Below are 21,806 nucleotides of genomic sequence, written 5' to 3' on the forward strand. Positions count from 1 at the left end.
CCGTACCTGGCTCGCTCTTTATAGGAATGAACATGTCCACACAAAATCAAAAAATCCGTATCCGTCTGAAAGCTTTCGATTACAAACTGATCGATCAGTCCGCTCTGGAAATCGTAGAAACAGCCAAGCGCACTGGCGCTGTTGTTAAAGGCCCGGTTCCTCTGCCTACACGTATCCAGCGTTTCGATGTACTGCGTTCCCCACACGTGAACAAAACTTCCCGTGATCAATTTGAAATCCGTACTCACCAGCGCTTGATGGACATCGTTGACCCAACTGACAAAACAGTTGACGCGTTGATGAAGCTCGATCTGCCAGCTGGCGTTGACGTAGAAATCAAACTGCAATAATTCTTATTGATTTGAAAATACTGATGCAAATTAGTATTCTCAGAAAAATACTGAAAATTCGACATACCACAATTTTTCGAAAATTCAAATAAATTAGTCTTGTAAATAAAAAATTTGCGGGCTATAATCGAAGGCTTAGATGTAGGTCAGCTCCGGCTGGCCTATTCGTTTAAGTTTTTTAAACATCAGCCTCACCCAATCGTAGGTGAGAATGGAGAAAACAATGAGCTTGGGCCTAGTTGGTCGCAAGGTTGGCATGATGCGCATCTTTACAGATGACGGGGATTCAATACCTGTTACTGTTTTGGACGTATCCAACAACCGCGTGACGCAAGTCAAAACTCCTGAAACAGACGGTTACTCCGCTGTTCAGGTAACTTTCGGTCAGCGCCGTGCATCCCGTGTAACAAAAGCGGCTGCCGGTCACCTCGCAAAAGCAGGTGTTGAAGCTGGTACTGTATTAAAAGAATTCCGTATTGATGCTGCTAAAGCCTCTGAACTGAAGGCTGGCGATGTTGTGCCTGTCGGTTTGTTCGAAGCTGGTCAAAAAGTGGATGTGCAAGGCGTAACGATTGGTAAGGGCTATGCCGGTACCATCAAGCGTCACCACTTCGCTTCTGGTCGTGCTACTCACGGTAACTCCCGTTCGCATAATGTACCTGGTTCTATCGGTATGGCGCAGGATCCAGGTCGTGTATTCCCTGGTAAGCGCATGACTGGTCATCTGGGTGACGTAACTCGCACTGTGCAAAATCTGGAAATCGCTCGCGTAGATGCAGAGCGTCAGTTGTTGCTGGTGAAGGGTGCCGTGCCGGGTGCAAAAAATGGTCAGGTGATTGTATCTCCTGCTGTTAAAGTTAAAGCCAAGAAGGGAGCCTAATCCATGGAACTGAAGCTCCTAAACGAACAAGGTCAAGCAGCGTCTAATGTAGCCGCTCCTGATACTATCTTTGGTCGTGACTACAATGAAGCCTTGATCCATCAAGTCGTCGTTGCATTCCAAGCCAATGCTCGTAGCGGTAATCGCAAACAAAAAGATCGTGAAGAAGTCCATCACACAACCAAGAAACCTTGGCGTCAAAAAGGTACTGGTCGTGCACGTGCTGGTATGTCTTCTTCTCCATTGTGGCGTGGCGGTGGTCGTATATTCCCGAACACACCTGATGAGAATTTCTCTCACAAAGTTAACAAAAAGATGTATCGCGCAGGTATCTGCTCGATTCTGTCTCAGTTGGCTCGTGAGGGTCGTTTGAATGTGGTTGACGATGTTGCTGTTGACGCACCTAAGACAAAACTGTTGTCCGACAAACTGAAGGCAATGGGTTGCCTGGATTCCGTCCTGATCATCACTGACGAATTCAATGAAAACCTGATGTTGGCGGCGCGTAATCTGGCAAACGTACTGGTTGTTGAGCCACGTTATGCTGATCCAGTTTCTTTGGTGTTCTACAAGAAAGTGTTGATCACCAAGCCAGCACTGGCAAAGATTGAGGAGATGCTGGCATGAGCGCACAAGTCAAAATTAGCGAAGAACGCCTGATGAAGGTGTTGCTGGCTCCTGTTATTTCTGAAAAAGCAACGATGGTTGCTGAAAAGAATGAGCAAGTGGTTTTCCTGGTTATGCCAGATGCAACCAAGCCAGAAATCAAAGCTGCCGTCGAATTGCTGTTCAAAGTACAAGTTGAATCCGTACAAGTAGCAAATCGCCAAGGTAAACAAAAACGTACCGGTAAATTTAATGGCCGCCGCAATCATACAAGACGCGCTTTTGTATGCTTGAAGCCAGGTCAGGAAATTAACTTCACTGAGGGGGCATAAGCATGGCACTCGTTAAGATGAAGCCAACCTCACCAGGTCGTCGTGGTATGGTGAAGGTAGTGACAGAAGGCCTGTACAAAGGTCGTCCGTTCGCTGCTTTGTTGGAAAAGAAATCAAAAACTGCTGGCCGTAATAACAACGGTCACATCACTACCCGTCATATCGGAGGTGGTCACAAGCAGCATTACCGTATTGTTGACTTCAAACGCAACAAGGACGGTATTCCTGCAAAAGTAGAGCGTATTGAATACGATCCTAACCGTACAGCGCACATTGCTTTGTTGTGCTATGCGGACGGCGAACGTGCATACATCATCGCTCCTAAAGGTTTGACAGTTGGTGATCAGATAATGAACGGTTCGCAAGCACCGATCAAATCTGGTAACTGCCTGCCTATCCGTAATATCCCTGTTGGTACAACTATGCATTGCGTAGAAATGCTGCCAGGTAAAGGTGCTCAGATCGCACGTACAGCTGGTGCTGGCGTTGTGCTGATGGCACGCGAAGGTACTTACGCTCAGGTTCGTCTGCGCTCCGGTGAAGTTCGCCGCATTCATATCGAATGCCGTGCGACAGTCGGTGAAGTAGGCAACGGCGAGCATAACCTGCGCAAGATTGGTAAAGCTGGTGCAATGCGCTGGCGCGGTGTTCGTCCTACCGTTCGCGGTGTGGTCATGAACCCGATCGACCATCCTCACGGTGGTGGTGAAGGTAGAACAGCAGCCGGTCGTCATCCAGTATCGCCATGGGGTCAGCAAACCAAGGGTAAGAAGACACGTCGCAACAAGCGTACTACTTCGATGATCGTCTCACGCCGTGGCAAGAAATAAGGGATAAAACATGACACGTTCATTGAAAAAAGGGCCGTTCTGCGACGCCCATCTGGTGAAGAAAGTCGAAACCGCGCAAGCGACTAAAGACAAAAAGCCAATCAAGACCTGGTCCCGTCGTTCGACAATTATGCCGGACTTCATCGGTTTGACCATTGCGGTACATAACGGTAAGCAACACGTACCAGTTTATGTTTCCGAAAACATGGTTGGTCACAAGCTCGGCGAATTCGCGCTGACCCGTACGTTCAAGGGTCACGCTGCCGATAAAAAGGCTAAGAGATAAGGACCGATGATGGAAACTAAAGCAAATTTGCGCGGTGTGCGTCTGTCTGAGCAAAAAGGTCGCCTGGTGGCTGACCTGATTCGCGGTAAAAAAGTAGATCAGGCATTGAATATCCTGGCATTCAGCCCTAAAAAAGGTGCTGCGATCATCAAGAAAGTGTTGGAGTCTGCAATTGCAAACGCCGAACACAATGATGGCGCTGACATCGATGAGCTGAAAGTAAAGACTATCTATGTCGAAAAGGGTGCGATTCTGAAGCGCTTCACAGCACGCGCTAAGGGTCGTGGTGATCGTATCTCTAAACAATCCTGTCACATTTATGTGACCGTTGGTAACTAAGGAGTCACGATGGGACAGAAGATACATCCAACCGGTTTTCGTTTGGCAGTAACACGTAACTGGTCTTCCCGCTGGTATGCAGGCAATGGTAACTTTGCCTCCATGCTCGGCGAAGATCTGAAAGTACGTGAATACCTGAAGAAAAAACTGAAAAACGCGTCTGTAGGCCGCATCGTTATTGAGCGTCCTGCTAAAAATGCACGCATCACGATATACAGCTCCCGTCCAGGCGTTGTGATCGGTAAAAAAGGCGAAGACATTGAAGTATTGAAAGCTGACTTGTCGAAATTGATGGGCGTGCCTGTGCATGTCAACATCGAAGAGATCCGCAAGCCAGAAATCGATGCACAATTGATCGCTGATTCTATCGCTCAGCAACTGGAAAAACGCATCATGTTCCGCCGCGCCATGAAACGCGCGATGCAAAATGCAATGCGTTTGGGCGCTCAAGGTATCAAGATCATGTCTGGTGGTCGTTTGAACGGTATCGAGATCGCACGTAAAGAATGGTATCGCGAAGGCCGTGTGCCTCTGCATACTCTGCGTGCTGACATCGATTACGGCTTTGGCGAAGCATCCACAACTTACGGCATCATTGGTGTCAAAGTTTGGGTCTACAAAGGCGATCGTTTGGCAAATGGCGATGCGCCTGTTATCGAAGCGACACCGGAAGACGACAAAAAACGTCGTGGTCCACGTCGTGATGATGGCAAGCCAAACAGCCGTCCACGCGCCAAGCGTCCAGAAGGACAAACACCGACGACCGGCGCAGCAGCCCCGGCAGCCAAGCGCGTACGCGCCAAAGCTGACGCTGCAGCACCGGCTGAGAAAGCAGGAGAATAATCATGCTGCAACCAGCACGCAGAAAATATCGCAAGGAACAGAAAGGCCGTAACAAGGGTATCTCGCATACTCGTGGTACAGCAGTTTCCTTCGGTGAGTTTGGCTTGAAGGCAGTTGGTCGTGGTCGTATCACAGCGCGTCAGATTGAAGCAGCGCGTCGTGCAATGACACGTCACATCAAACGTGGTGGCCGTATCTGGATCCGCGTTTTCCCGGACAAGCCAATTTCCCAGAAACCAGCGGAAGTCCGTATGGGTAATGGTAAAGGTAATCCTGAGTACTACGTTGCCGAGATTCAACCAGGCAAAATGCTGTACGAAATGGATGGTGTCGATGAGACGCTGGCACGCGAAGCGTTCCGCTTGGCTGCAGCTAAATTGCCGCTGTTGACTACGTTCGTCGTCCGTCAAGTCGGCCAATAATAGGAGTTGTAAATGAAAGTATCTGAACTCCAAGGTAAGGATCAGGCGGCTTTGACTAAAGAACTGAATGAATTGTTGAAGGCCCAGTTCAGCCTGCGTATGCAAATCGCTACTCAGCAACTGACTAACACTTCTCAATTGAAGAAAGTTCGTCGTGACATCGCACGTGTGAAAACCGTCATGAACCAGAAGGATGCCAAATAATGAACGATCAAGTTAAAGTCGCACTGAAGCGCACATTGATTGGCAAGGTTGTTTCCGACAAGATGGACAAAACCGTAACAGTGGTTGTTGAACGTCACGTCAAGCATCCTTTGTATGGCAAGATCATCGTTCGTACTGCAAAGTACCATGCACACGATGAAGCAAACCAGGCAAAGGCTGGCGACACCGTTGAAATTCAAGAAGGTCGTCCTATCTCCAAGACTAAAGCTTGGACAGTGACACGTGTGGTTCAAGTCGCACAAGTAGTATAAATTTATTGCACAAAAAGTTTTTTGGTGTAATAATGATGGGCTGTCATTTGCAAAGTATGCGAGTGGCAGCCTAAATGTCTTTCATAACGCCCTCTTGTTGTGAAAGTGGTTAAAAAATCGTCCACCTAATCAGTTGGCTCGTGCATTGTAGGTTATGTAGGGGTTAGCTGGCGGGACCAAGACTGACTACAAATTTGCATTGTGCAAGTTGTGTGGATTAAGTTGGGAAAGAGAACATTATGATTCAAACAGAAAGCCGGCTGGAAGTGGCTGACAACACTGGTGCGCGCGAAGTTTTGTGCATTAAAGTGTTGGGCGGTTCCAAGCGTCGTTATGCGGGTATTGGTGACGTAATCAAAGTCACTGTTAAGTCTGCTGCTCCGCGCGGTCGTGTAAAAAAAGGTGAAATTTACAACGCCGTTGTCGTGAGGACAGCTAAGGGTGTTCGTCGTCAAGATGGCTCGTTGGTCAAATTTGATGGCAATGCTGCAGTATTGTTGAATGCAAAACTTGAGCCTATCGGTACTCGTATTTTCGGCCCAGTAACACGCGAATTGCGTACTGAGCGCTTCATGAAAATCGTGTCCCTGGCTCCAGAAGTGCTGTAAGGGGTCGTGATGAACAAAATTCGTAAAAACGACGAAGTCATCGTCTTGACGGGTAAAGACAAAGGTAAACGTGGTCAGGTGCAAGCATGCATCGATAGCGATTACGTTGTTGTTGCAGGTATTAACGTTGCTAAAAAAGCGGTTAAACCTAACCCAATGACTGGCGCAGTAGGTGGCATCGTGGATAAAGTGATGCCGATTCATGTGTCGAATGTTGCATTGTTTAATGCAGCGTCTGGCAAAGCAGACCGTGTAGGCTTCAAGGTAGTGGATGGCAAGAAAGTCCGTATCTACAAGTCGACTGGCGAAGTTGTGAAGGCATAACATCATGGCCCGTCTACAAGCAATATATAAAGATAAAATCGTTGGTGAACTGACTGAAAAGTACGCTTACAAGTCAGTCATGGAAGTTCCACGCATCTTGAAAATCACCCTGAACATGGGTTTGTCTGAAGCAATCGCAGACAAAAAGATTATTGAGCATGCAGTTGGCGACCTCACCAAGATCGCTGGTCAAAAACCAGTAGTTACCAAAGCTCGCAAAGCGATCGCTGGTTTTAAAATCCGTGAAGGCTACCCAATTGGTTGTATGGTAACTTTGCGTGGCGCTCAGATGTATGAATTCCTGGATCGTTTCATCACTGTGGCCCTGCCACGTGTACGTGACTTCCGTGGTGTTTCTGGTCGTGCGTTTGATGGTCGTGGTAACTACAACATCGGTGTCAAGGAACAGATCATTTTCCCTGAAATCGAATACGACAAGATCGACGCCTTGCGTGGTATGAACATCTCTATCACGACAACAGCAAAGACCGACGAAGAAGCGAAAGCACTCCTCGCCGCATTTAAATTTCCGTTCAGAAACTGAGGTCGCCATGGCAAAATTGGCACTGATTAATCGTGAGCAAAAGCGTGCAGATCTGGTGAAGAAATTCGCTGGCAAGCGCGCCGAATTGAAGGCCATCATTGATGACCAATCAAAAACTGAAGAAGAGCGTTATGTTGCTCGTCTGAAGTTGCAGGCTTTGCCACGTAATTCCAATCCGACCCGTCAGCGTAACCGCTGCACTTTGACAGGTCGCCCACGTGGCACATTCCGTAAATTCGGTTTGGGCCGTATTAAACTCCGTGAAGTCGCCATGCGTGGTGAAATCCCGGGTATGACTAAAGCCAGCTGGTAATAGGAGAATAAGCAATGAGTATGAGCGATCCTATCGCCGATATGCTGACCCGCATCCGTAACGCACAAGTTGTTCAAAAAACTGTCGTCGCGATGCCGTCTTCCAAAGTAAAGATCGCAATCGCGAACGTACTGAAAGACGAAGGTTACATTGAAGATTTCGCAGTTTCTGAAACTGCAGGTAAGTCCGAATTGAAAATCGGCTTGAAATATTACGCAGGACGTCCTGTGATTGAACGCTTGGAACGTGTATCACGTCCAGGTCTCCGTATTTACAAAGGTAAAGACGAGATCCCAAGTGTCATGAACGGTTTGGGAGTGGCGATCGTTTCCACACCAAAAGGCGTTATGACTGACCGCAAAGCGCGCGCAACCGGTGTCGGTGGCGAAGTGATTTGCTACGTCGCCTAAGGAGTGAAAGATGTCTCGAGTAGGTAAGATGCCAATCGCTTTGCCGGCAGGTGCTGAAGTCACCATTTCGACAGAGCAGATTACAATTAAAGGCCCACAGGGCGTGTTGTCTCAAGCCTTGAACGGCCTGGTGACAATTGCGAACGACAATGGCACTTTGAGTTTTTCCCCAGCTAATGATGGTCGTGAAGCCAATGCGATGAGCGGTACCCTGCGTGCCCTGGTCAACAATATGGTTAACGGCGTCACTAAAGGTTTCGAAAAGAAACTGAACTTGGTCGGCGTTGGTTACAAAGCGCAAGCACAAGGCGACAAATTGAATTTGTCTCTTGGTTTCTCGCACCCTGTTGTTCACGCAATGCCAGCTGGCGTTACATGCGCAACACCAACTCCAACTGAAATCCTGATCAAAGGGATTGATAAACAAAAAGTTGGTCAGGTTGCTGCTGAAGTTCGTGCATACCGCAGTCCAGAGCCTTATAAAGGCAAAGGCGTTCGCTATGCGGACGAAGTGGTTGTGATTAAAGAAACCAAGAAGAAGTAATAGGGGTTGACGATGGACAAGAAACAATCACGTCTGCGCCGCGCACGTCAAACCCGTGCCAAGATCGCAGAACTCAAAGTGAACCGCCTGGCCGTGCATCGCACAAACCTGCACATCTATGCAAACATCATTGGCCCAGACGCCAAAGTGTTGGCATCTGCCTCTACCGTAGAAGCAGAAGTACGTGCAGAGTTGGCTGGCAAGTCTGGTGCAGGCGGCAACGCTGCTGCAGCAAGCTTGATCGGCAAGCGTGTTGCAGAGAAGGCAATCAAAGCAGGGGTTACCGAAGTTGCGTTTGACCGCTCCGGTTTCCGTTACCACGGTCGCATCAAGGCGCTTGCAGAAGCTGCCCGTGAAGCTGGCTTGAAGTTCTAAGGAAAATTTGTCATGGCAAAAATGCAAGCAAAAACAGCAGCCGACAAGCCGGATGATGGCATGCGCGAAAAAATGATCGCGATCAACCGCGTGACCAAAGTGGTCAAGGGTGGTCGTATCATGGGTTTCGCAGCGCTGACAGTCGTAGGTGATGGCGATGGCCGTATCGGTATGGGCAAAGGGAAATCGAAAGAAGTTCCAGTTGCTGTACAAAAAGCGATGGAAGAAGCACGTCGCAAGATGATCAAAGTGACTTTGAAGAACGGTACTCTGCAGCACACCGTTACTGGCAAGCACGGCGCGTCTTCCGTCATGATTTCTCCAGCAAAAGAAGGTACTGGCGTTATCGCTGGTGGTCCAATGCGCGCGATTTTTGAAGTAATGGGTATTGTAAATGTCGTGGCGAAATCCAACGGCTCCACAAATCCTTACAACATGGTTCGTGCAACTTTGAATGGTTTGGCCAAGATGAGTACTCCATCTGAAATCGCTGCAAAGCGTGGCAAAACTGTTGAAGAAATTCTCGGTTAAGGAGCACCTCATGTCTAAGACAGTAAAAGTGCAATTGGTTAAAGGTTTGATCGGCACACGCCAGGATCACCGTGCAACTGTACGTGGCCTGGGTCTGCGTCGCGTCAATTCAGTTTCTGAATTGGAAGACACACCGGCAGTACGTGGCATGATCAATAAAGTCTCGTATCTTGTGAAGGTTGTATCGTAAGCCGTTTGGTTTGCGATCGGAGCAAATTATGGAATTGAATACAATCCAGCCAGCAGATGGCGCAAAACACTACAAACGTCGTGTTGGTCGCGGTATCGGCTCAGGCTTAGGTAAAACAGCGGGTCGCGGTCATAAAGGCCAAAAATCCCGTTCAGGCGGCTTTCATAAAGTCGGTTTTGAAGGCGGTCAGATGCCTCTGCAACGTCGTTTGCCAAAACGTGGTTTCAAATCACTGGCAACACCGTACAAAGCAGAAATTCGCCTGACAGATCTGGAAAACCTGCCAGTCACAGAGATCGACGTTTTGGCTTTGAAACAAGCCGGTGTCGTTTCTGAGCTCGCACGTGTAGTCCGTGTGATCTTGTCTGGTGCTATCACCAAGAAAGTTTCTTTGAACGGCTTGATCGTCACTAAAGGCGCTAAAGCTGCAATCGAAGCTGCTGGTGGCACAATCGCTTAATTCAAGCAGACAACCGGAGCATTAATTGGCAACATCTCCACAACAAGCTAAAAGTGCTGCAAGCGGGTTTCCCTGGGGGCGACTCTGGTTCTTGCTGGCGGCACTGGTTGTCTACAGGATTGGTGCACATGTTCCTGTACCGGGTATAGACGCCAAAGTGCTGGAAGACATGTTCAAACAGAACCAGGGTGGTTTGCTGGGTATGTTCAATATGTTCTCTGGTGGCGCGATGCAAAGATTCACTGTATTCGCCCTGGGTATCATGCCGTATATCTCTGCGTCGATCATCATGCAATTGATGTCGATAGTCTCTCCTCAGCTGGAAGCGCTCAAAAAAGAGGGCGAGTCCGGTCGTAGAAAGATTACGCAATTTACACGTTATGGCACTGTGGTTCTGGCCTTAATCGAAAGTTACTTTATTGCATTTGGTCTGGAAGGTCAGGCCGGTCTGGTACTTGATCCTGGCATGGCATTTCGTCTGACGACGGTATTGTCGCTGGTGACAGGCACCATGTTCCTGATGTGGTTAGGTGAGCAAATCACTGAGCGCGGTCTGGGAAATGGTATCTCCATCATCATTTTCGCCGGTATCGCAGCAGGTTTGCCTGGTGGTCTGAGTAATCTGTTTGAGCTGGTACGTACTGGTCAAATGGGTAACTTCGCTGCACTGGTTATCTGTGTTGTTGTACCTGCAGTAACGTTTGCGGTAGTGTATGTCGAGCGTGGTCAGCGCAAGATCCTGGTGAATTATGCAAAACGTCAGGTTGGTAACAAGATTTATGGTGGTCAAAGCAGTCATTTGCCACTGAAGCTGAATATGGCTGGTGTTATTCCTCCTATTTTTGCTTCGTCGATTATCTTGTTCCCGGCGACGATTACCAGCTGGTTTACCAAGGGTGCAGAGTCTTCTACAAGTGGTTTTATCACTTTCCTGAAGGATCTGGCAGCGTCGATGGCGCCTGGTGAACCTATACACGCTTTGTTGTATGCAATAGCGATCATTTTCTTCTGCTTTTTCTATACCGCCTTGGTATTCAATAGCAAGGAAACCGCAGATAACTTGAAGAAGAGTGGTGCTTTTGTTCCCGGGATACGTCCAGGTGATCAGACCGCACGCTATATCGACAAGATATTGATGCGTTTGACGCTGGCAGGTGCGATTTACATTACGCTGGTTTGTCTGTTGCCAGAATTTTTGATTGCGAAGTGGAAAGTACCATTTTATTTTGGCGGAACGTCTCTGCTGATTATCGTGGTGGTGACCATGGACTTTATGGCGCAGGTACAGAACTATGTGATGTCCCAGCAATATGAATCGCTTCTTCGTAAAGCAAATTTCAAGGGCGGGATTCCTTCAAGGTAATCACCCAGGGGACAGCAGATCGAATGGCAAAAGACGACGTTATACAGATGCAGGGCGAGATTCTTGAGAATCTTCCGAATGCAACATTTCGAGTTAAGTTGGAAAACGGGCATGTTGTACTTGGCCATATTTCCGGGAAGATGCGGATGAACTATATCCGTATCCTTCCAGGTGATAAGGTGACAGTGGAATTGACGCCTTATGATTTGAGCCGGGCGCGAATAGTGTTCCGTACCAAGTAAATTTAAAATGAACTAGAAGGAAAGAGGGCAAAAATGAAAGTTCTCGCATCAGTTAAGCGGATCTGCCGCAACTGCAAAATCATCAAGCGCAAGGGTGTTGTTCGTGTTATTTGCACAGAACCACGCCATAAGCAGCGCCAAGGTTAATTAACGTTATTGAACGAGGAATAACGAATGGCACGTATCGCAGGGGTTAATATCCCAAATCATCAGCATACCGTAATCGGCTTGACAGCCATCTATGGTATTGGCCGTCCACGCGCACAGAAAATCTGTGACGCAACAGGTGTTTTGACCAATAAAAAGGTTAAAGATCTGGATGACAACGAACTCGAGAAGCTTCGCGACGAAATCGGTAAATTTATCGTCGAAGGCGACTTGCGTCGTGAACTCTCCATGAACATCAAACGTTTGATGGACCTGGGTTGCTACCGTGGCCTGCGTCATCGTAAAGGTTTGCCTGTCCGTGGCCAACGCACACGTACAAATGCGCGTACTCGCAAGGGTCCACGTAAAGCAGCGCAATCTTTGAAGAAATAATCCAGGCTAGCCCGGATCCAAGGAAAACATTATGGCAAAAGCTCAAAATAACGCTGCAGCAGCACGTGCGCGTAAGAAAGTTAAAAAGAACGTTGCAGAAGGTATCGCTCACGTTCACGCTTCTTTCAACAACACCATCATCACGATCACTGATCGTCAAGGCAATGCGTTGTCTTGGGCAACTGCCGGTGGTGCTGGTTTTAAAGGCTCACGTAAATCTACTCCGTTTGCAGCGCAGGTTGCAGCAGAGGCAGCTGGTAAAGTGGCCGTTGAATGCGGTATCAAAAATCTGGAAGTTCGTATCAAAGGCCCAGGCCCAGGTCGCGAATCTTCAGTACGCGCTTTGAACAATCTGGGTATCAAGATCTCCCTGATTCAAGACGTTACTCCAGTCCCACATAACGGCTGCCGCCCTCCAAAGCGTCGTCGTATCTAAGCTGGAACACTAGGTCGCTTTAAGTTACCTGGTCAGGCAGAATTATTCTCTGCTGGCATTCTTGCGGAATCTCCGTTAGAATGCAGACCCGCCATTTCGTTGGCGGGTTTTGTGTTGTGGAAATTTTAGAGTAGCAATCATTTTAATCAAAGGCCCAGCCTTTGTTGTTAAGACCACCGTCTGGTTGCAGGCAGATCAGACTAGCGTAGTGTAGAAAACATTACGTCATTTACAAGGAAAATATCGTGGCACGTTATATCGGACCAAAAGCAAAACTTTCCCGTCGCGAAGGCACGGACCTGTTCTTGAAGAGCGCACGCCGCTCCCTGGACTCCAAATGCAAACTGGACGCAAAACCAGGTCAACATGGTCGCACTTCCGGTGCTCGTACCTCTGACTTCGGTAACCAATTGCGCGAAAAGCAAAAAGTTAAACGTATGTACGGCGTTTTGGAACGTCAGTTCCGCCGCTACTTCGCAGAAGCTGACCGTCAAAAAGGCAACACAGGCGAAACACTGTTGAAATTGCTGGAATCCCGTCTGGACAACGTTGCTTACCGTATGGGCTTCGGCTCCACACGCGCTGAAGCACGCCAACTGGTGAGCCACAAAGCATTCACAGTCAACGGTATCGTTGTTAACATCGCTTCTTACCAGGTTAAAGCTGGTGACGTAGTTGCTGTTCGTGAAAAAGCGAAAAAACAAGTTCGTATCGCTGAAGCGCTGTCCCTGGCAGAACAATCCGGCATGCCTTCATGGGTATCCGTAGATGCGAAAAAACTGGAAGGTACTTTCAAGTCCATGCCAGATCGTAGCGATATCGCTCACGATGTCAACGAATCCCTGATCGTTGAATTGTATTCTCGTTAATATTCAAGTTTCACCGCCTGCCTGTTTAGCGACAGGCAGGCTTTTTTCTTTAATGCCGTCAGCCTTATCGGTGTAACGAACCGAGGGTATTGAAAAGGACATTCATGCAAAACAATCTGTTAAAACCACGTATTATCGATGTGGAAATGTTGGGTGCCGGTCATGCTAAAGTCGTGATGGAACCGTTTGAACGTGGCTATGGCCACACACTGGGCAACGCCTTGCGTCGCGTACTGTTGTCCACTATGGTTGGTTATGCACCGACTGAAGTTGTGATCGCTGGTGTAGTTCATGAATACTCTTCCCTTGATGGCGTGCAAGAAGACGTAGTCGATATCCTGTTGAACTTGAAAGGTGTCGTCTTCAAGTTGCACAACCGTGATGAAGTCACACTGACATTGAAAAAAGATGGCGAAGGCGCTGTATTGGCTTCCGACATCGATCTGCCGCATGACGTAGAACTGATCAACCCAGATCACGTTATCGCCAATCTGACAGCCGGCGGTAAGCTGGACATGCAGATCAAGGTAGAAAAAGGCCGTGGCTATGTGCCAGGTAACGTTCGTCGTTTGTCTGAAGATGCGAACAAAACCATCGGTCGTATGATACTGGATGCGTCTTTCTCTCCAGTACGCCGTGTTTCTTACGCTGTGGAATCTGCCCGCGTTGAACAACGTACTGATCTGGATAAACTGGTCATCAATATTGAGACCAATGGCGTTATCTCTCCTGAAGAAGCAATCCGTCAATCTGCCCGCGTGCTGGTTGATCAATTGAATGTCTTTGCTGCCCTGGAAGGTACTGAAGCCGCTGCTGAAGCTCCATCCCGCGCACCTGCAGTTGATCCTGTCCTGTTGCGTCCAGTCGATGATCTGGAACTGACTGTACGTTCAGCCAACTGCCTGAAAGCAGAAAACATTTACTACATTGGTGATCTGATCCAGCGTAGCGAAAATGAACTGTTGAAGACACCAAATCTGGGTCGCAAGTCCTTGAACGAAATCAAGGAAGTTCTGGCTTCCCGTGGTTTGTCTTTGGGCATGAAACTGGAAAACTGGCCACCTGCTGGCCTGGAAAAATAATTTTGTCTGACGGGTGGGCTGAGACAGCCTGCCCGTTTTTTAAGCGTAGTAAAAATACTTACCGGCCCGCGATAAGTTTGTTTATCGATAGAAGAGCTGGCATTTAAATCTGAAAGGAAATACCATGCGTCACCGTCACGGCTTACGTAAGCTGAATCGTACTTCTTCCCACCGTCTGGCAATGCTGCGCAACATGACAGTATCCCTGCTGCGTCACGAAGCCATCAAAACAACTTTGCCAAAAGCCAAAGAACTGCGCCGTGTTATCGAGCCGATTCTGACTTTGGGTAAAACAGACACACTGGCTAACAAGCGTCTGGCTTTCAACCGTTTGCGCGACCGCGAAATGGTAGTCAAGCTGTTTGCTGAACTGGGCCCACGTTACGCAAATCGTAACGGCGGCTACCTGCGCATCCTGAAAATGGGTTTCCGCGTCGGCGACAATGCTCCTATGGCATACGTTGAACTGCTGGACCGTCCAGAAGGCGTAGATGCAGCTGATGCACCAGTTGCTGAGTAATTAAGGCATTTGGGTATCATGCCCAGACTGCTCAAAGCTTGAAAAAGCCGTTCAGTGTAAACTGAACGGCTTTTTGCTTATGAATGCGTGTTTTTGGCTATGCTTGAGGCCTGGCTCATAAGTACGCTAGAGAACGCGTTCAAGCAAGGCAGGTGCAGGTATTATTTTGCTATATGCTGTAATGCCCTTCACCTTACACCCGACTAAACATCATGCAGCTTTTATCAAGCGCAATGACGCTGCCAGCGAATAGGGAATAGCGATGGATGATGACAATCTGATCCTGGTATTAACTAATCTGCCAGACCGTGATATTGCCAAAAAACTAGCCGGCCAGGTCATTGCCGAAAAATTGGCCGCCTGCGTGAACATTTCTGCTGATATATTGTCCATCTACAACTGGGATGGTGAACAACAGGCGGATACTGAAGTGCAATTGATGATCAAGACCCGGCAAGCTTGCTATGCCAGGCTGGAAGCACTGATACTCGCCCAGCATCCCTATGATCTACCCGAAATAATAGCCATCCCCCTGGTGGCCGGATTACCGGCTTACTTTGACTGGGTGAGAAAAGAAACCGAAACGCCATGAATGCCTCAACACCACTGTTTTCTGCACCCATGCCAGCCAAATCACAGAACTTCCGGGTATCACAGCTATGGCGCTTGTGCGCCATGGTGTTTGCCATGCTGTTTGCATCCTTATTCTCACCCTTCGCCAGCGCAGAAGACTTCCTCGATCCTGAAGAGGCATTCAAGGTATCTGCCAAAATGGCAGAGCCAGGCATGACCGAGGTGACTTTTACGATAGCAGACGGTTATTACCTGTATCGTGAGCGTTTCAAATTCAGTTCAGATGATGCCAAGCTCGGCGATATCGTCATGCCGGCAGGCAAGGTCAAGTTTGATGAAACCTTTCAGAAGGAAGTCGAGACTTACCGCCATTCCCTGGTGGTGCGCGTACCCGTACAGGCCGCAGCAGATTTCACGCTGAAGATAGGCCGCCAGGGGTGTGCTGATGGCGGCCTGTGTTACCCACCGCTGGAAACGCCCGTTAAATTGCAAATTGCTGGCACAGTATCGACACCTGCAGCTGCATCTGCTGTGTCAAAAAGCGATTCAGAAATAGTCGCCAGCAAACCAGCAAGTGATGCCTCAGATGATGACAGCTCTGTCATCAGTAAAGCTCTCAAAGGTGGCAAGCTGCTGGTCATTTTGCCCCTGGCTTACATTTTCGGTCTTGGCCTGTCATTGACGCCTTGCGTATGGCCCATGGTGCCTATACTTTCCTTCATCATTGTTGGCGAAGGTGTCAGCGTTACCCGCGCTCGCGGCTTTCTCCTTTCCCTTGCCTACGTGTTGGGTACCACGGTCTTGTACACGGTATTTGGTGTCGCCGCGGCTCTCGCTGGTGAGAGTCTGGCTGCGGAATTGCAGAAACCCGCTGTACTGGGCACCTTCTCACTGTTCATCGTGATTTTCGCGTTGTCCATGTTTAACGTCTACCAACTGCAGATGCCTGCGGCATTGCAGACGAAATTGACGACCCTGTCAGAGGGCCAGACAAAAAATCGCAGGATAGGCAAACTGTTCGGTGTATTTGTCATGGGCGTGATTTCAGCACTCATCATAGGCCCATGCGTTACCGGGCCGCTGGCAGGCGCTTTGGTGTATATCAGCCAGACCAGGGATATCACCGTGGGTGGCTCAGCCATGTTCATGTTGTCCCTGGGCATGGGAACGCCATTATTGTTACTGGGTGTCTCAGCCGGAAGTTTGCTGCCAAAAGCCGGCGCATGGATGGAAAGTGTCAAGCGCTTCATTGGCGTATTGATGTTGGCCCTGGCTATCTGGATGGTCAGTCCCGTCATTCCCGTTGGTGTACAGATGCTGGCCTGGGCAGCCCTGTTAATCGGTTTCGGCGTATATCAGTTCATTTTTCAGCGCAGTGGTATCTTCAACAAGGCTGTGGCGGTAATCTGTTTCCTGATCGGCGCAACACAGTTGCTAGGTGTCGCAACTGGTGGCCGCGATGTGTTTTCACCAGTCGCGCATCTTTATGGCGGACCAGCAGAACATGTGAAATTCACCCGTATACACAGCATTGCCGAACTCGATGCTGCCGTGGCGCAATCCAAGGGCAAGACGGTCATGCTGGATTTCTATGCGGACTGGTGTGTCTCGTGTAAAGAGATGGAAAAACTGACCTTCCCTGAAGCCAAGGTCAAAGCCAGGCTCGACAATATGCTGCTGTTGCAAGCCGATGTCACGGCCAATAATGCCGATGACAAAGCCTTGCTGAAACGCTTTGGTCTGTTTGGCCCGCCAGGCATTATTTTCTTTGATGCCCAAGGCAAAGAAATTTCAGGCCAGCGGGTTATTGGTTATCAGAATGCAGATAAATTCCTGCAATCGCTGAATCGTGCGGAAGGCAAATAAAGTATATTCAAAGAATATATAAGCATGCAACTAAACTATCCTTGAGTAAGCAAGGTAGAGCGGCTATATTCGAGTTCTCATTTCTTTTTGGAGAAAAAAATGACTTTGCGTTTAGGCGATATCGCCCCAGATTTCGAGCAGGATTCTTCTATTGGCCCTTTGAAATTTCATGAGTGGGCAGGCAATTCCTGGGTAGTCTTGTTCTCCCACCCTGCTGACTTTACACCGGTCTGCACGACAGAGTTGGGCCTGACTGCAAAGCTCAAGCCAGAGTTTGACAAGCGCAATGTAAAAGCCATCGCCTTGTCAGTTGATGGCGCTGAATCTCATTTGCAATGGATCAAGGATATTGAAGACACGCAAAAGACTGTCGTCGGTTTTCCTATCGTTGCTGATGCTGACAAGAAAGTTGCAGCACTGTATGACATGATCCACCCTAACCAGTCTGAGACTGTCACGGTGCGTTCCTTGTTCGTCATCGATCCGAACAAAAAAGTCCGCCTCATCATCACTTACCCGCTGACTACAGGCCGTAATTTTGATGAAGTCTTGCGCGTCATTGATGCCCTGCAATTGACGGATGGCTATACAGTTGCGACACCAGGTAACTGGCGTGATGGTGATGATGTCATCATTCCTCTGTCTATCAAGGATGAAGAAGTCATCAAGCAAAAATATCCTAAAGGTTATACTGCTGCACGCCCGTATCTGCGAGTTACACCACAGCCAAATAAGTGAGCCAATAAGTAAGTCATGCCTTGCGCATAAACAAAAGCCACGATTGATTCGTGGCTTTTGTTTTTTCAGCGCGGCAAATAAAAACTATCGCGACGGCACTATCATTTCAGCATAGTCATACAAGGCACCCAAAATTTCTTCTGCCGCTTCGTCTGCCGATTCTGACAGAGTATCGATTTCATTGAAATACATCTCCACCGTCCTTGCATTGCCTGCACCATCGAGCAGACGTGCCGCCCGGTGTTCTTCCCAGCTTTCCTGCTCTTCCATGCTCAGGCTGTCATGGAAGTTGCGGGCGCGGTAGCGGAATAATAATTCAGCCAGGCGCGGGTCCTGGAAGCTGGTACTGGCCTTGGCGAGCTGCACGCCATTCATACGGCGTAAATCATTCAAGAGACGGCGGTCACCGGCACCGACAAAGCCACCGTACAAGTCTTCATCGACATCACTGGCGGCTGCCTCCGGGCGCGCATACACTTGTTCCCATATCGCCTTGGCAGCGTCAGGCAGGGAAGCAGCTTTTTCGGCGTGCTGCTGTACCAGAGCCATATCTATCTTCCAGTGTTCTGCCATGGATGCTGACAAGGTTTTTAAATTGCCAATGACGATGGGTGATTTGTTGATATGTATGCTTTTCACAGGCAGGCGCTGTATGCCTTCAGGCAAGGCATCGCTCTTGCTGAACATGCGTAGCTGTATCGTTTCTGCATCCAGGCCCGCCAGCTGTGTAGGATCATGCGACAGGTCCCAGGCGATGACTTCATTCTTGTTCTTGGGGTGCATGGCCAGCGGCCACATAACGGCCAGGCAACCACGCTCGGTAGGGAACATGCCGGAAATATGCAGGAAAGGTTTGTCCAGCACGGGCATGCCTATTTCAGCGGCGGCCTTGTCTTTCTTGTGCAAGGCAAAACAAAACTCGAACAGCTTGGGCTGACGCTCGCGTATCAGGCGCGCCAGTGCTATCGTGGCACGCACATCTGACAGGGCATCATGCGCAGCTTCATGTGCAATCCCATTCTCCTTGGTCAGGTGTTCAAGGCGGAAGCTGGGCTTGCCTTCATCATTCTTTGGCCAGTTGATACCATCCGGACGCAGGGCATAACAGGTTCGCACCATGTCCATGATGTCCCAGCGGCCACAATTGTTTTGCCATTCGCGCGCATACGGGTCGATCAGGTTGCGCCAGAACATGAAGCGGGTAATTTCATCATCGAAGCGTATGGTGTTATAGCCCACGCCTATGGTGCCGGTCTTGCCGAGTTCCTGTTCTATCTTTGCTGCAAACTCATGCTCGGGTATGCCGCGCTCCAGGCAGGTTTGTGGCGTGATATGAGTGATCAGGCAAGATTGCGGGTCAGGCAAAAAATCATTGGCAGGCTGGCAGTACAGCATGACAGGTTTGCCGATTTCATTGAGCTCGGCATCGGTGCGTATGGCAGCAAATTGCGCGGGTCTGTCGCGCCGGGCGACTGCACCAAAGGTTTCATAGTCATGCCAGAGAAAGGTATGTTCTTGCATTGGAAATTAAAATTAATTTGTTGAATTGGTCTTCTCAGACCGCATTTTATCCGGCATCTCAATCAAGGCGACGGCTGGCGCGGTCTTCGAGATAGCGCTGACTACGGAAATAAATCAGCAAGAACACGACAATGGCACCCATCGCCCCCATGGTGTACCAAAAACCCGAGGCATGCTTGAGCAGGGGCATGGCTTCAAAGTTCATACCAAAGATGCCGGTGATCAGAGTCAGTGGCATGAACAGGGCAGTGATGACGGTCAGGGTGCGCATGATTTCACTGGTCCTGTGTGCCATCGCTGCGAAGTGGATTTGCACTGCTGACTCCAGTGATGCTTCCAGGCGGCGTGCATGGTTCAGCACGCGACTGATATGCTCCATCACATCATTGGTGCGTACCAGCAGCAAGTCCTTGGCGCGGCTATTACCGTCATGGGTATCGACGATATGGTCGCGCAATTCCTGCATGGCATCGCGCTGCTCTTCACAGAGGTTATCGAGCTTGCGCAATTCTACCCGTGAATCGAGCAGGGCCAGCCAGTTGTTGAAGGGGCGGCGTGGGTCCAGCAAGGCGTGTTGCCAGCGGTCGAGTTGCTGGGTCAGTGGCTGGCGCAATTCCAGGTATTGATCAACCATGGCATTCAATAGCCTTAACATCAGTTCTTCTGGCGAGGCAGGCAGGCGGCTGCCATGGGTATTGTTTTCAGCTTTGGACTTGTAGTCCAGCAGGCGCTGCCGTGCGAGTTCCACCGTGCGGCTCTGTGCTGGGCGTACCGTGATCAGCACATTTTGCATGAGCAAAAAAGATACCGGTGTGGTGGCCAGTTTGTTCAAGGCAGCGGGTATCTTGCGCTTCACACCGTTCTTGCTGTCGCCATTGCTGTCTGTCAGTGTCAGCTTGCGGAATACCACCATCTCATAATCTTCTGTCGCATCAAAATACGATGGATGACTAAGGTTGGTGACGTCCTTGAGGTGCAAGTCATAAATCTGTATGCCCGTTATCGCTTCAATGCGGCTGCGCCAGGCATCGGAATCAACAATCACTTCTTCGTGACAGGTATCCAGCCATAAAAAACCGCCTGCCCTGACCAGAGCAGCCGGGGCTTCAGGGTTTTGGAATGTCTGCGTATCGTTAATGTGGAAGATGTCCATGCGTCTTTTGTCGTGAAAAAATAAGCCAGAGTCCACCCAGCGAAATCAGGCAGGTGGCAGTCAGCAATGCCTGCGCTGGCGTAGATAAAGCAAAGGAATAAAACCAACTGGCAGTAAACAAGTTCATTATCAGGATACACAGTATACGCACAGTCTCAGGCAGCAGATAAATACGACCTCTCTCCATCAACCCGCCTATGCACCACAGGCCCATGACCAGCCAGCTCACATAGATGGTGGCGTTCAGCGCATTGATGTTTTTATAGACCAGCAAAAAGTGAGTTGCTGCCTCCAGCAAGAGGATGAATTGGGCTATGCAATACCAGGTCGTGGCCTTGCTCATGGACGGGTCATAAGCTGGCCTGTGAATATCGAATGTTAAAGGTGCAGATTGTGCCATAAGGTCAGCAGGACGCCAGCCCGGAGGGCGTAACCAGATCTGCAATTTATCCCGCCACCGACGTGTATTCCATGCATCGCGCCAGACTTGCTCATACACTTCCAGATTAGCCCACAAAGGGTTCCAGCTACGCAAGGGCTTGCGCGTGCCATACACGATATCGACATGGTCGCGTTCTTCAATGAAGGTGCCAAACAAGCGGTCCCAGACAATGAGGATGCCACCAAAATTCTTGTCCAGATACATGTCATTGACAGCATGATGCACGCGGTGATTCGATGGCGACACAAACACGCGGTCAAACCAGCCCAGCTTGCCTATTTGCTCGGTATGCACCCAGAACTGGTACAGCAAATCGATGAGGGCAACTGCAATAAATACATCGAGTGGAAAGCCTATCAGCGCCATCGGTAAATAAAAAATCCAGCCAAACAAAGGCCCGGTACTGGTTTGTCGCAATGCCGTACTCAGATTGTATTGCTCGCTCTGGTGATGCACGACATGGGCTGCCCATAACAGATTGGTCTGGTGTCCCATTCTGTGCAACCAGTAGTATAAAAAATCGTAGAGCAGCAGCGCGGCGATCCATACCCAGACACTGTCTGATGGCAGGCTGAACAGTGACAGATACTTGAGCACCAGCGCATACATGCCTATGGAAAACAGTTTGGAAAACGCTCCTATGATCTGGCTCATGACACCGAGGCTCAGGCTATTGAGCGAATCATTCATGCGGTACAAATGACGCTGGCGTTTGCGCGCGACGAGAAACTCAAGAGCGATCAGGATGAAAAAAACCGGGCTGGCAAAGGTAATGATTTTTTCATGCATGATCCTGGC

At 49.3% G+C, this 21,806-nt stretch carries 35 protein-coding genes; 32 read left to right on the forward strand and 3 right to left on the reverse strand.

Translation table 11 applies throughout. From position 1 onward, the window contains the following. Nucleotides 1-32 precede the first annotated feature (32 nt). The 32 genes from rpsJ (at nucleotide 33) to UNDKW_RS02455 (ending at nucleotide 17,892) form a co-directional block, all read left to right on the forward strand. Nucleotides 33-350 carry a 30S ribosomal protein S10 gene (gene rpsJ, locus UNDKW_RS02300; protein ID WP_110255911.1) on the forward strand — a complete coding sequence of 106 codons (318 nt, stop codon included), beginning with the start codon at nucleotides 33-35 and terminating at the stop codon, nucleotides 348-350. A 223-nt stretch (nucleotides 351-573) separates the two neighbouring features. Then, nucleotides 574-1,230, forward strand: a complete 657-nt coding sequence (gene rplC, locus UNDKW_RS02305) for a 50S ribosomal protein L3 (protein WP_162039548.1) — start codon at nucleotides 574-576, stop codon at nucleotides 1,228-1,230. Between the two features lie 3 nt (nucleotides 1,231-1,233). Further along, a complete protein-coding gene (gene rplD / locus UNDKW_RS02310) occupies nucleotides 1,234-1,857 on the forward strand; it encodes a 50S ribosomal protein L4 (RefSeq protein ID WP_162039549.1) in 624 nt (207 codons plus the stop codon). Next, nucleotides 1,854-2,168, forward strand: a complete 315-nt coding sequence (gene rplW, locus UNDKW_RS02315) for a 50S ribosomal protein L23 (RefSeq protein ID WP_110255914.1) — start codon at nucleotides 1,854-1,856, stop codon at nucleotides 2,166-2,168. The genes rplD and rplW overlap by 4 nt, the downstream gene beginning before the upstream one ends. A 2-nt stretch (nucleotides 2,169-2,170) precedes the next feature. Then, on the forward strand, nucleotides 2,171-2,998 hold the full coding sequence (gene rplB, locus UNDKW_RS02320; protein WP_162057425.1) for a 50S ribosomal protein L2: 828 nt from the start codon (nucleotides 2,171-2,173) through the stop codon (nucleotides 2,996-2,998). Between the two features lie 10 nt (nucleotides 2,999-3,008). Further along, the gene (rpsS, locus tag UNDKW_RS02325) at nucleotides 3,009-3,284 is read left to right on the forward strand and encodes a 30S ribosomal protein S19 (protein ID WP_110255916.1); all 276 of its coding nucleotides are present in this window, start codon (nucleotides 3,009-3,011) and stop codon (nucleotides 3,282-3,284) included. A 6-nt stretch (nucleotides 3,285-3,290) separates the two neighbouring features. Next, nucleotides 3,291-3,623 carry a 50S ribosomal protein L22 gene (gene rplV, locus UNDKW_RS02330; RefSeq protein ID WP_174244915.1) on the forward strand — a complete coding sequence of 111 codons (333 nt, stop codon included), beginning with the start codon at nucleotides 3,291-3,293 and terminating at the stop codon, nucleotides 3,621-3,623. A gap of 9 nt (nucleotides 3,624-3,632) precedes the next feature. Next, nucleotides 3,633-4,466 (forward strand): 30S ribosomal protein S3, encoded by an 834-nt coding sequence (gene rpsC / locus UNDKW_RS02335; RefSeq protein WP_162039551.1) that lies wholly within the window; start codon nucleotides 3,633-3,635, stop codon nucleotides 4,464-4,466. Between the two features lie 2 nt (nucleotides 4,467-4,468). Then, nucleotides 4,469-4,888 (forward strand): 50S ribosomal protein L16, encoded by a 420-nt coding sequence (gene rplP, locus UNDKW_RS02340; RefSeq protein ID WP_162039552.1) that lies wholly within the window; start codon nucleotides 4,469-4,471, stop codon nucleotides 4,886-4,888. Between the two features lie 12 nt (nucleotides 4,889-4,900). Continuing rightward, complete coding sequence (rpmC, locus tag UNDKW_RS02345) at nucleotides 4,901-5,092, forward strand: 50S ribosomal protein L29 (RefSeq protein ID WP_110255919.1); 192 nt, start codon at nucleotides 4,901-4,903, stop codon at nucleotides 5,090-5,092. Next, on the forward strand, nucleotides 5,092-5,364 hold the full coding sequence (gene rpsQ / locus UNDKW_RS02350) for a 30S ribosomal protein S17 (protein WP_162039553.1): 273 nt from the start codon (nucleotides 5,092-5,094) through the stop codon (nucleotides 5,362-5,364). Before rpmC ends, rpsQ begins: the two co-directional genes overlap by 1 nt. 239 nt (nucleotides 5,365-5,603) lie before the next feature. Beyond that, on the forward strand, nucleotides 5,604-5,972 hold the full coding sequence (rplN, locus tag UNDKW_RS02355) for a 50S ribosomal protein L14 (RefSeq protein ID WP_006464924.1): 369 nt from the start codon (nucleotides 5,604-5,606) through the stop codon (nucleotides 5,970-5,972). A 9-nt stretch (nucleotides 5,973-5,981) separates the two neighbouring features. Further along, nucleotides 5,982-6,296 carry a 50S ribosomal protein L24 gene (gene rplX, locus UNDKW_RS02360; protein ID WP_162039554.1) on the forward strand — a complete coding sequence of 105 codons (315 nt, stop codon included), beginning with the start codon at nucleotides 5,982-5,984 and terminating at the stop codon, nucleotides 6,294-6,296. 4 nt (nucleotides 6,297-6,300) lie between these two features. Beyond that, a complete protein-coding gene (rplE, locus tag UNDKW_RS02365; protein ID WP_162039555.1) occupies nucleotides 6,301-6,840 on the forward strand; it encodes a 50S ribosomal protein L5 in 540 nt (179 codons plus the stop codon). Between the two features lie 7 nt (nucleotides 6,841-6,847). Next, complete coding sequence (rpsN, locus tag UNDKW_RS02370) at nucleotides 6,848-7,153, forward strand: 30S ribosomal protein S14 (protein ID WP_162039556.1); 306 nt, start codon at nucleotides 6,848-6,850, stop codon at nucleotides 7,151-7,153. 14 nt (nucleotides 7,154-7,167) lie between these two features. After that, nucleotides 7,168-7,563, forward strand: a complete 396-nt coding sequence (gene rpsH / locus UNDKW_RS02375) for a 30S ribosomal protein S8 (RefSeq protein WP_162039557.1) — start codon at nucleotides 7,168-7,170, stop codon at nucleotides 7,561-7,563. A 10-nt stretch (nucleotides 7,564-7,573) separates the two neighbouring features. Further along, the gene (gene rplF / locus UNDKW_RS02380) at nucleotides 7,574-8,107 is read left to right on the forward strand and encodes a 50S ribosomal protein L6 (protein ID WP_162039558.1); all 534 of its coding nucleotides are present in this window, start codon (nucleotides 7,574-7,576) and stop codon (nucleotides 8,105-8,107) included. Nucleotides 8,108-8,119: 12 nt separating this feature from the next. Further along, nucleotides 8,120-8,482, forward strand: a complete 363-nt coding sequence (gene rplR / locus UNDKW_RS02385; protein WP_162039559.1) for a 50S ribosomal protein L18 — start codon at nucleotides 8,120-8,122, stop codon at nucleotides 8,480-8,482. A gap of 12 nt (nucleotides 8,483-8,494) precedes the next feature. Further along, nucleotides 8,495-9,013 carry a 30S ribosomal protein S5 gene (rpsE, locus tag UNDKW_RS02390; RefSeq protein ID WP_110255927.1) on the forward strand — a complete coding sequence of 173 codons (519 nt, stop codon included), beginning with the start codon at nucleotides 8,495-8,497 and terminating at the stop codon, nucleotides 9,011-9,013. Between the two features lie 10 nt (nucleotides 9,014-9,023). Beyond that, nucleotides 9,024-9,203 carry a 50S ribosomal protein L30 gene (gene rpmD / locus UNDKW_RS02395; RefSeq protein ID WP_162039560.1) on the forward strand — a complete coding sequence of 60 codons (180 nt, stop codon included), beginning with the start codon at nucleotides 9,024-9,026 and terminating at the stop codon, nucleotides 9,201-9,203. Between the two features lie 28 nt (nucleotides 9,204-9,231). Then, entirely contained in the window at nucleotides 9,232-9,663 is a 432-nt protein-coding gene (gene rplO, locus UNDKW_RS02400) for a 50S ribosomal protein L15 (RefSeq protein ID WP_162057426.1), read from the forward strand. A 25-nt stretch (nucleotides 9,664-9,688) separates the two neighbouring features. Then, nucleotides 9,689-11,026, forward strand: coding sequence for a preprotein translocase subunit SecY (gene secY, locus UNDKW_RS02405; protein WP_162039561.1), 1,338 nt, complete (start codon nucleotides 9,689-9,691; stop codon nucleotides 11,024-11,026). Nucleotides 11,027-11,049: 23 nt separating this feature from the next. Beyond that, on the forward strand, nucleotides 11,050-11,268 hold the full coding sequence (infA, locus tag UNDKW_RS02410; protein ID WP_005663428.1) for a translation initiation factor IF-1: 219 nt from the start codon (nucleotides 11,050-11,052) through the stop codon (nucleotides 11,266-11,268). 33 nt (nucleotides 11,269-11,301) lie between these two features. Continuing rightward, nucleotides 11,302-11,415, forward strand: a complete 114-nt coding sequence (gene rpmJ, locus UNDKW_RS02415; RefSeq protein ID WP_014004415.1) for a 50S ribosomal protein L36 — start codon at nucleotides 11,302-11,304, stop codon at nucleotides 11,413-11,415. Between the two features lie 27 nt (nucleotides 11,416-11,442). Beyond that, entirely contained in the window at nucleotides 11,443-11,808 is a 366-nt protein-coding gene (gene rpsM, locus UNDKW_RS02420; RefSeq protein ID WP_162039562.1) for a 30S ribosomal protein S13, read from the forward strand. Nucleotides 11,809-11,839: 31 nt separating this feature from the next. Further along, nucleotides 11,840-12,244 carry a 30S ribosomal protein S11 gene (gene rpsK, locus UNDKW_RS02425; protein ID WP_110255932.1) on the forward strand — a complete coding sequence of 135 codons (405 nt, stop codon included), beginning with the start codon at nucleotides 11,840-11,842 and terminating at the stop codon, nucleotides 12,242-12,244. Between the two features lie 245 nt (nucleotides 12,245-12,489). Then, nucleotides 12,490-13,113 (forward strand): 30S ribosomal protein S4, encoded by a 624-nt coding sequence (gene rpsD, locus UNDKW_RS02430; RefSeq protein WP_162039563.1) that lies wholly within the window; start codon nucleotides 12,490-12,492, stop codon nucleotides 13,111-13,113. Nucleotides 13,114-13,217: 104 nt separating this feature from the next. Continuing rightward, nucleotides 13,218-14,195, forward strand: a complete 978-nt coding sequence (gene rpoA / locus UNDKW_RS02435; RefSeq protein ID WP_110255934.1) for a DNA-directed RNA polymerase subunit alpha — start codon at nucleotides 13,218-13,220, stop codon at nucleotides 14,193-14,195. Nucleotides 14,196-14,319: 124 nt separating this feature from the next. Next, complete coding sequence (rplQ, locus tag UNDKW_RS02440) at nucleotides 14,320-14,715, forward strand: 50S ribosomal protein L17 (protein ID WP_162039564.1); 396 nt, start codon at nucleotides 14,320-14,322, stop codon at nucleotides 14,713-14,715. Between the two features lie 262 nt (nucleotides 14,716-14,977). Then, on the forward strand, nucleotides 14,978-15,307 hold the full coding sequence (cutA, locus tag UNDKW_RS02445; RefSeq protein WP_162039565.1) for a divalent-cation tolerance protein CutA: 330 nt from the start codon (nucleotides 14,978-14,980) through the stop codon (nucleotides 15,305-15,307). After that, nucleotides 15,304-17,154: a protein-disulfide reductase DsbD gene (gene dsbD, locus UNDKW_RS02450; RefSeq protein ID WP_232063210.1), complete on the forward strand. Its 1,851-nt coding sequence runs from the start codon at nucleotides 15,304-15,306 to the stop codon at nucleotides 17,152-17,154. Before cutA ends, dsbD begins: the two co-directional genes overlap by 4 nt. 99 nt (nucleotides 17,155-17,253) lie before the next feature. After that, nucleotides 17,254-17,892: a peroxiredoxin gene (locus UNDKW_RS02455; protein ID WP_110255938.1), complete on the forward strand. Its 639-nt coding sequence runs from the start codon at nucleotides 17,254-17,256 to the stop codon at nucleotides 17,890-17,892. 84 nt (nucleotides 17,893-17,976) lie between these two features. Here the strand turns inward: UNDKW_RS02455 and sbcB are convergent, their stop codons facing one another. Genes sbcB through UNDKW_RS02470 form a run of 3 tightly spaced genes read right to left on the reverse strand, consistent with a single transcriptional unit; the run spans nucleotide 17,977 to nucleotide 21,797 of the window. Further along, nucleotides 17,977-19,413, reverse strand: a complete 1,437-nt coding sequence (gene sbcB / locus UNDKW_RS02460; protein ID WP_162057427.1) for an exodeoxyribonuclease I — start codon at nucleotides 19,411-19,413, stop codon at nucleotides 17,977-17,979. A gap of 58 nt (nucleotides 19,414-19,471) precedes the next feature. Then, complete coding sequence (locus UNDKW_RS02465) at nucleotides 19,472-20,566, reverse strand: magnesium transporter CorA family protein (RefSeq protein WP_162057428.1); 1,095 nt, start codon at nucleotides 20,564-20,566, stop codon at nucleotides 19,472-19,474. Then, nucleotides 20,547-21,797: a sterol desaturase family protein gene (locus UNDKW_RS02470; protein ID WP_162057429.1), complete on the reverse strand. Its 1,251-nt coding sequence runs from the start codon at nucleotides 21,795-21,797 to the stop codon at nucleotides 20,547-20,549. The genes UNDKW_RS02465 and UNDKW_RS02470 overlap by 20 nt, the downstream gene beginning before the upstream one ends. Between the last annotated feature and the right edge of the window lie 9 nt (nucleotides 21,798-21,806).

The sequence above is a fragment of the Undibacterium sp. KW1 genome (assembly GCF_009937955.1).
Taxonomy (GTDB): Bacteria; Pseudomonadota; Gammaproteobacteria; order Burkholderiales; family Burkholderiaceae_D; genus Undibacterium.

Excerpts from the sequence above, each read along its gene's own strand:
- rpsJ (WP_110255911.1), top strand. The coding sequence starts at position 33 with ATGTCCACACAAAATCAAAAAATCCGTATCCGTCTGAAAGCTTTCGAT.
- rplC (WP_162039548.1), top strand. The coding sequence starts at position 574 with ATGAGCTTGGGCCTAGTTGGTCGCAAGGTTGGCATGATGCGCATCTTT.
- rplD (WP_162039549.1), top strand. The coding sequence starts at position 1,234 with ATGGAACTGAAGCTCCTAAACGAACAAGGTCAAGCAGCGTCTAATGTA.
- rplW (WP_110255914.1), top strand. The coding sequence starts at position 1,854 with ATGAGCGCACAAGTCAAAATTAGCGAAGAACGCCTGATGAAGGTGTTG.
- rplB (WP_162057425.1), top strand. The coding sequence starts at position 2,171 with ATGGCACTCGTTAAGATGAAGCCAACCTCACCAGGTCGTCGTGGTATG.
- rpsS (WP_110255916.1), top strand. The coding sequence starts at position 3,009 with ATGACACGTTCATTGAAAAAAGGGCCGTTCTGCGACGCCCATCTGGTG.
- rplV (WP_174244915.1), top strand. The coding sequence starts at position 3,291 with ATGATGGAAACTAAAGCAAATTTGCGCGGTGTGCGTCTGTCTGAGCAA.
- rpsC (WP_162039551.1), top strand. The coding sequence starts at position 3,633 with ATGGGACAGAAGATACATCCAACCGGTTTTCGTTTGGCAGTAACACGT.
- rplP (WP_162039552.1), top strand. The coding sequence starts at position 4,469 with ATGCTGCAACCAGCACGCAGAAAATATCGCAAGGAACAGAAAGGCCGT.
- rpmC (WP_110255919.1), top strand. The coding sequence starts at position 4,901 with ATGAAAGTATCTGAACTCCAAGGTAAGGATCAGGCGGCTTTGACTAAA.
- rpsQ (WP_162039553.1), top strand. The coding sequence starts at position 5,092 with ATGAACGATCAAGTTAAAGTCGCACTGAAGCGCACATTGATTGGCAAG.
- rplN (WP_006464924.1), top strand. The coding sequence starts at position 5,604 with ATGATTCAAACAGAAAGCCGGCTGGAAGTGGCTGACAACACTGGTGCG.
- rplX (WP_162039554.1), top strand. The coding sequence starts at position 5,982 with ATGAACAAAATTCGTAAAAACGACGAAGTCATCGTCTTGACGGGTAAA.
- rplE (WP_162039555.1), top strand. The coding sequence starts at position 6,301 with ATGGCCCGTCTACAAGCAATATATAAAGATAAAATCGTTGGTGAACTG.
- rpsN (WP_162039556.1), top strand. The coding sequence starts at position 6,848 with ATGGCAAAATTGGCACTGATTAATCGTGAGCAAAAGCGTGCAGATCTG.
- rpsH (WP_162039557.1), top strand. The coding sequence starts at position 7,168 with ATGAGTATGAGCGATCCTATCGCCGATATGCTGACCCGCATCCGTAAC.
- rplF (WP_162039558.1), top strand. The coding sequence starts at position 7,574 with ATGTCTCGAGTAGGTAAGATGCCAATCGCTTTGCCGGCAGGTGCTGAA.
- rplR (WP_162039559.1), top strand. The coding sequence starts at position 8,120 with ATGGACAAGAAACAATCACGTCTGCGCCGCGCACGTCAAACCCGTGCC.
- rpsE (WP_110255927.1), top strand. The coding sequence starts at position 8,495 with ATGGCAAAAATGCAAGCAAAAACAGCAGCCGACAAGCCGGATGATGGC.
- rpmD (WP_162039560.1), top strand. The coding sequence starts at position 9,024 with ATGTCTAAGACAGTAAAAGTGCAATTGGTTAAAGGTTTGATCGGCACA.
- rplO (WP_162057426.1), top strand. The coding sequence starts at position 9,232 with ATGGAATTGAATACAATCCAGCCAGCAGATGGCGCAAAACACTACAAA.
- infA (WP_005663428.1), top strand. The coding sequence starts at position 11,050 with ATGGCAAAAGACGACGTTATACAGATGCAGGGCGAGATTCTTGAGAAT.
- rpmJ (WP_014004415.1), top strand. The coding sequence starts at position 11,302 with ATGAAAGTTCTCGCATCAGTTAAGCGGATCTGCCGCAACTGCAAAATC.
- rpsM (WP_162039562.1), top strand. The coding sequence starts at position 11,443 with ATGGCACGTATCGCAGGGGTTAATATCCCAAATCATCAGCATACCGTA.
- rpsK (WP_110255932.1), top strand. The coding sequence starts at position 11,840 with ATGGCAAAAGCTCAAAATAACGCTGCAGCAGCACGTGCGCGTAAGAAA.
- rpoA (WP_110255934.1), top strand. The coding sequence starts at position 13,218 with ATGCAAAACAATCTGTTAAAACCACGTATTATCGATGTGGAAATGTTG.
- rplQ (WP_162039564.1), top strand. The coding sequence starts at position 14,320 with ATGCGTCACCGTCACGGCTTACGTAAGCTGAATCGTACTTCTTCCCAC.
- cutA (WP_162039565.1), top strand. The coding sequence starts at position 14,978 with ATGGATGATGACAATCTGATCCTGGTATTAACTAATCTGCCAGACCGT.
- dsbD (WP_232063210.1), top strand. The coding sequence starts at position 15,304 with ATGAATGCCTCAACACCACTGTTTTCTGCACCCATGCCAGCCAAATCA.
- UNDKW_RS02455 (WP_110255938.1), top strand. The coding sequence starts at position 17,254 with ATGACTTTGCGTTTAGGCGATATCGCCCCAGATTTCGAGCAGGATTCT.
- sbcB (WP_162057427.1), bottom strand. The coding sequence starts at position 19,413 with ATGCAAGAACATACCTTTCTCTGGCATGACTATGAAACCTTTGGTGCA.
- UNDKW_RS02465 (WP_162057428.1), bottom strand. The coding sequence starts at position 20,566 with ATGGACATCTTCCACATTAACGATACGCAGACATTCCAAAACCCTGAA.
- UNDKW_RS02470 (WP_162057429.1), bottom strand. The coding sequence starts at position 21,797 with ATGCATGAAAAAATCATTACCTTTGCCAGCCCGGTTTTTTTCATCCTG.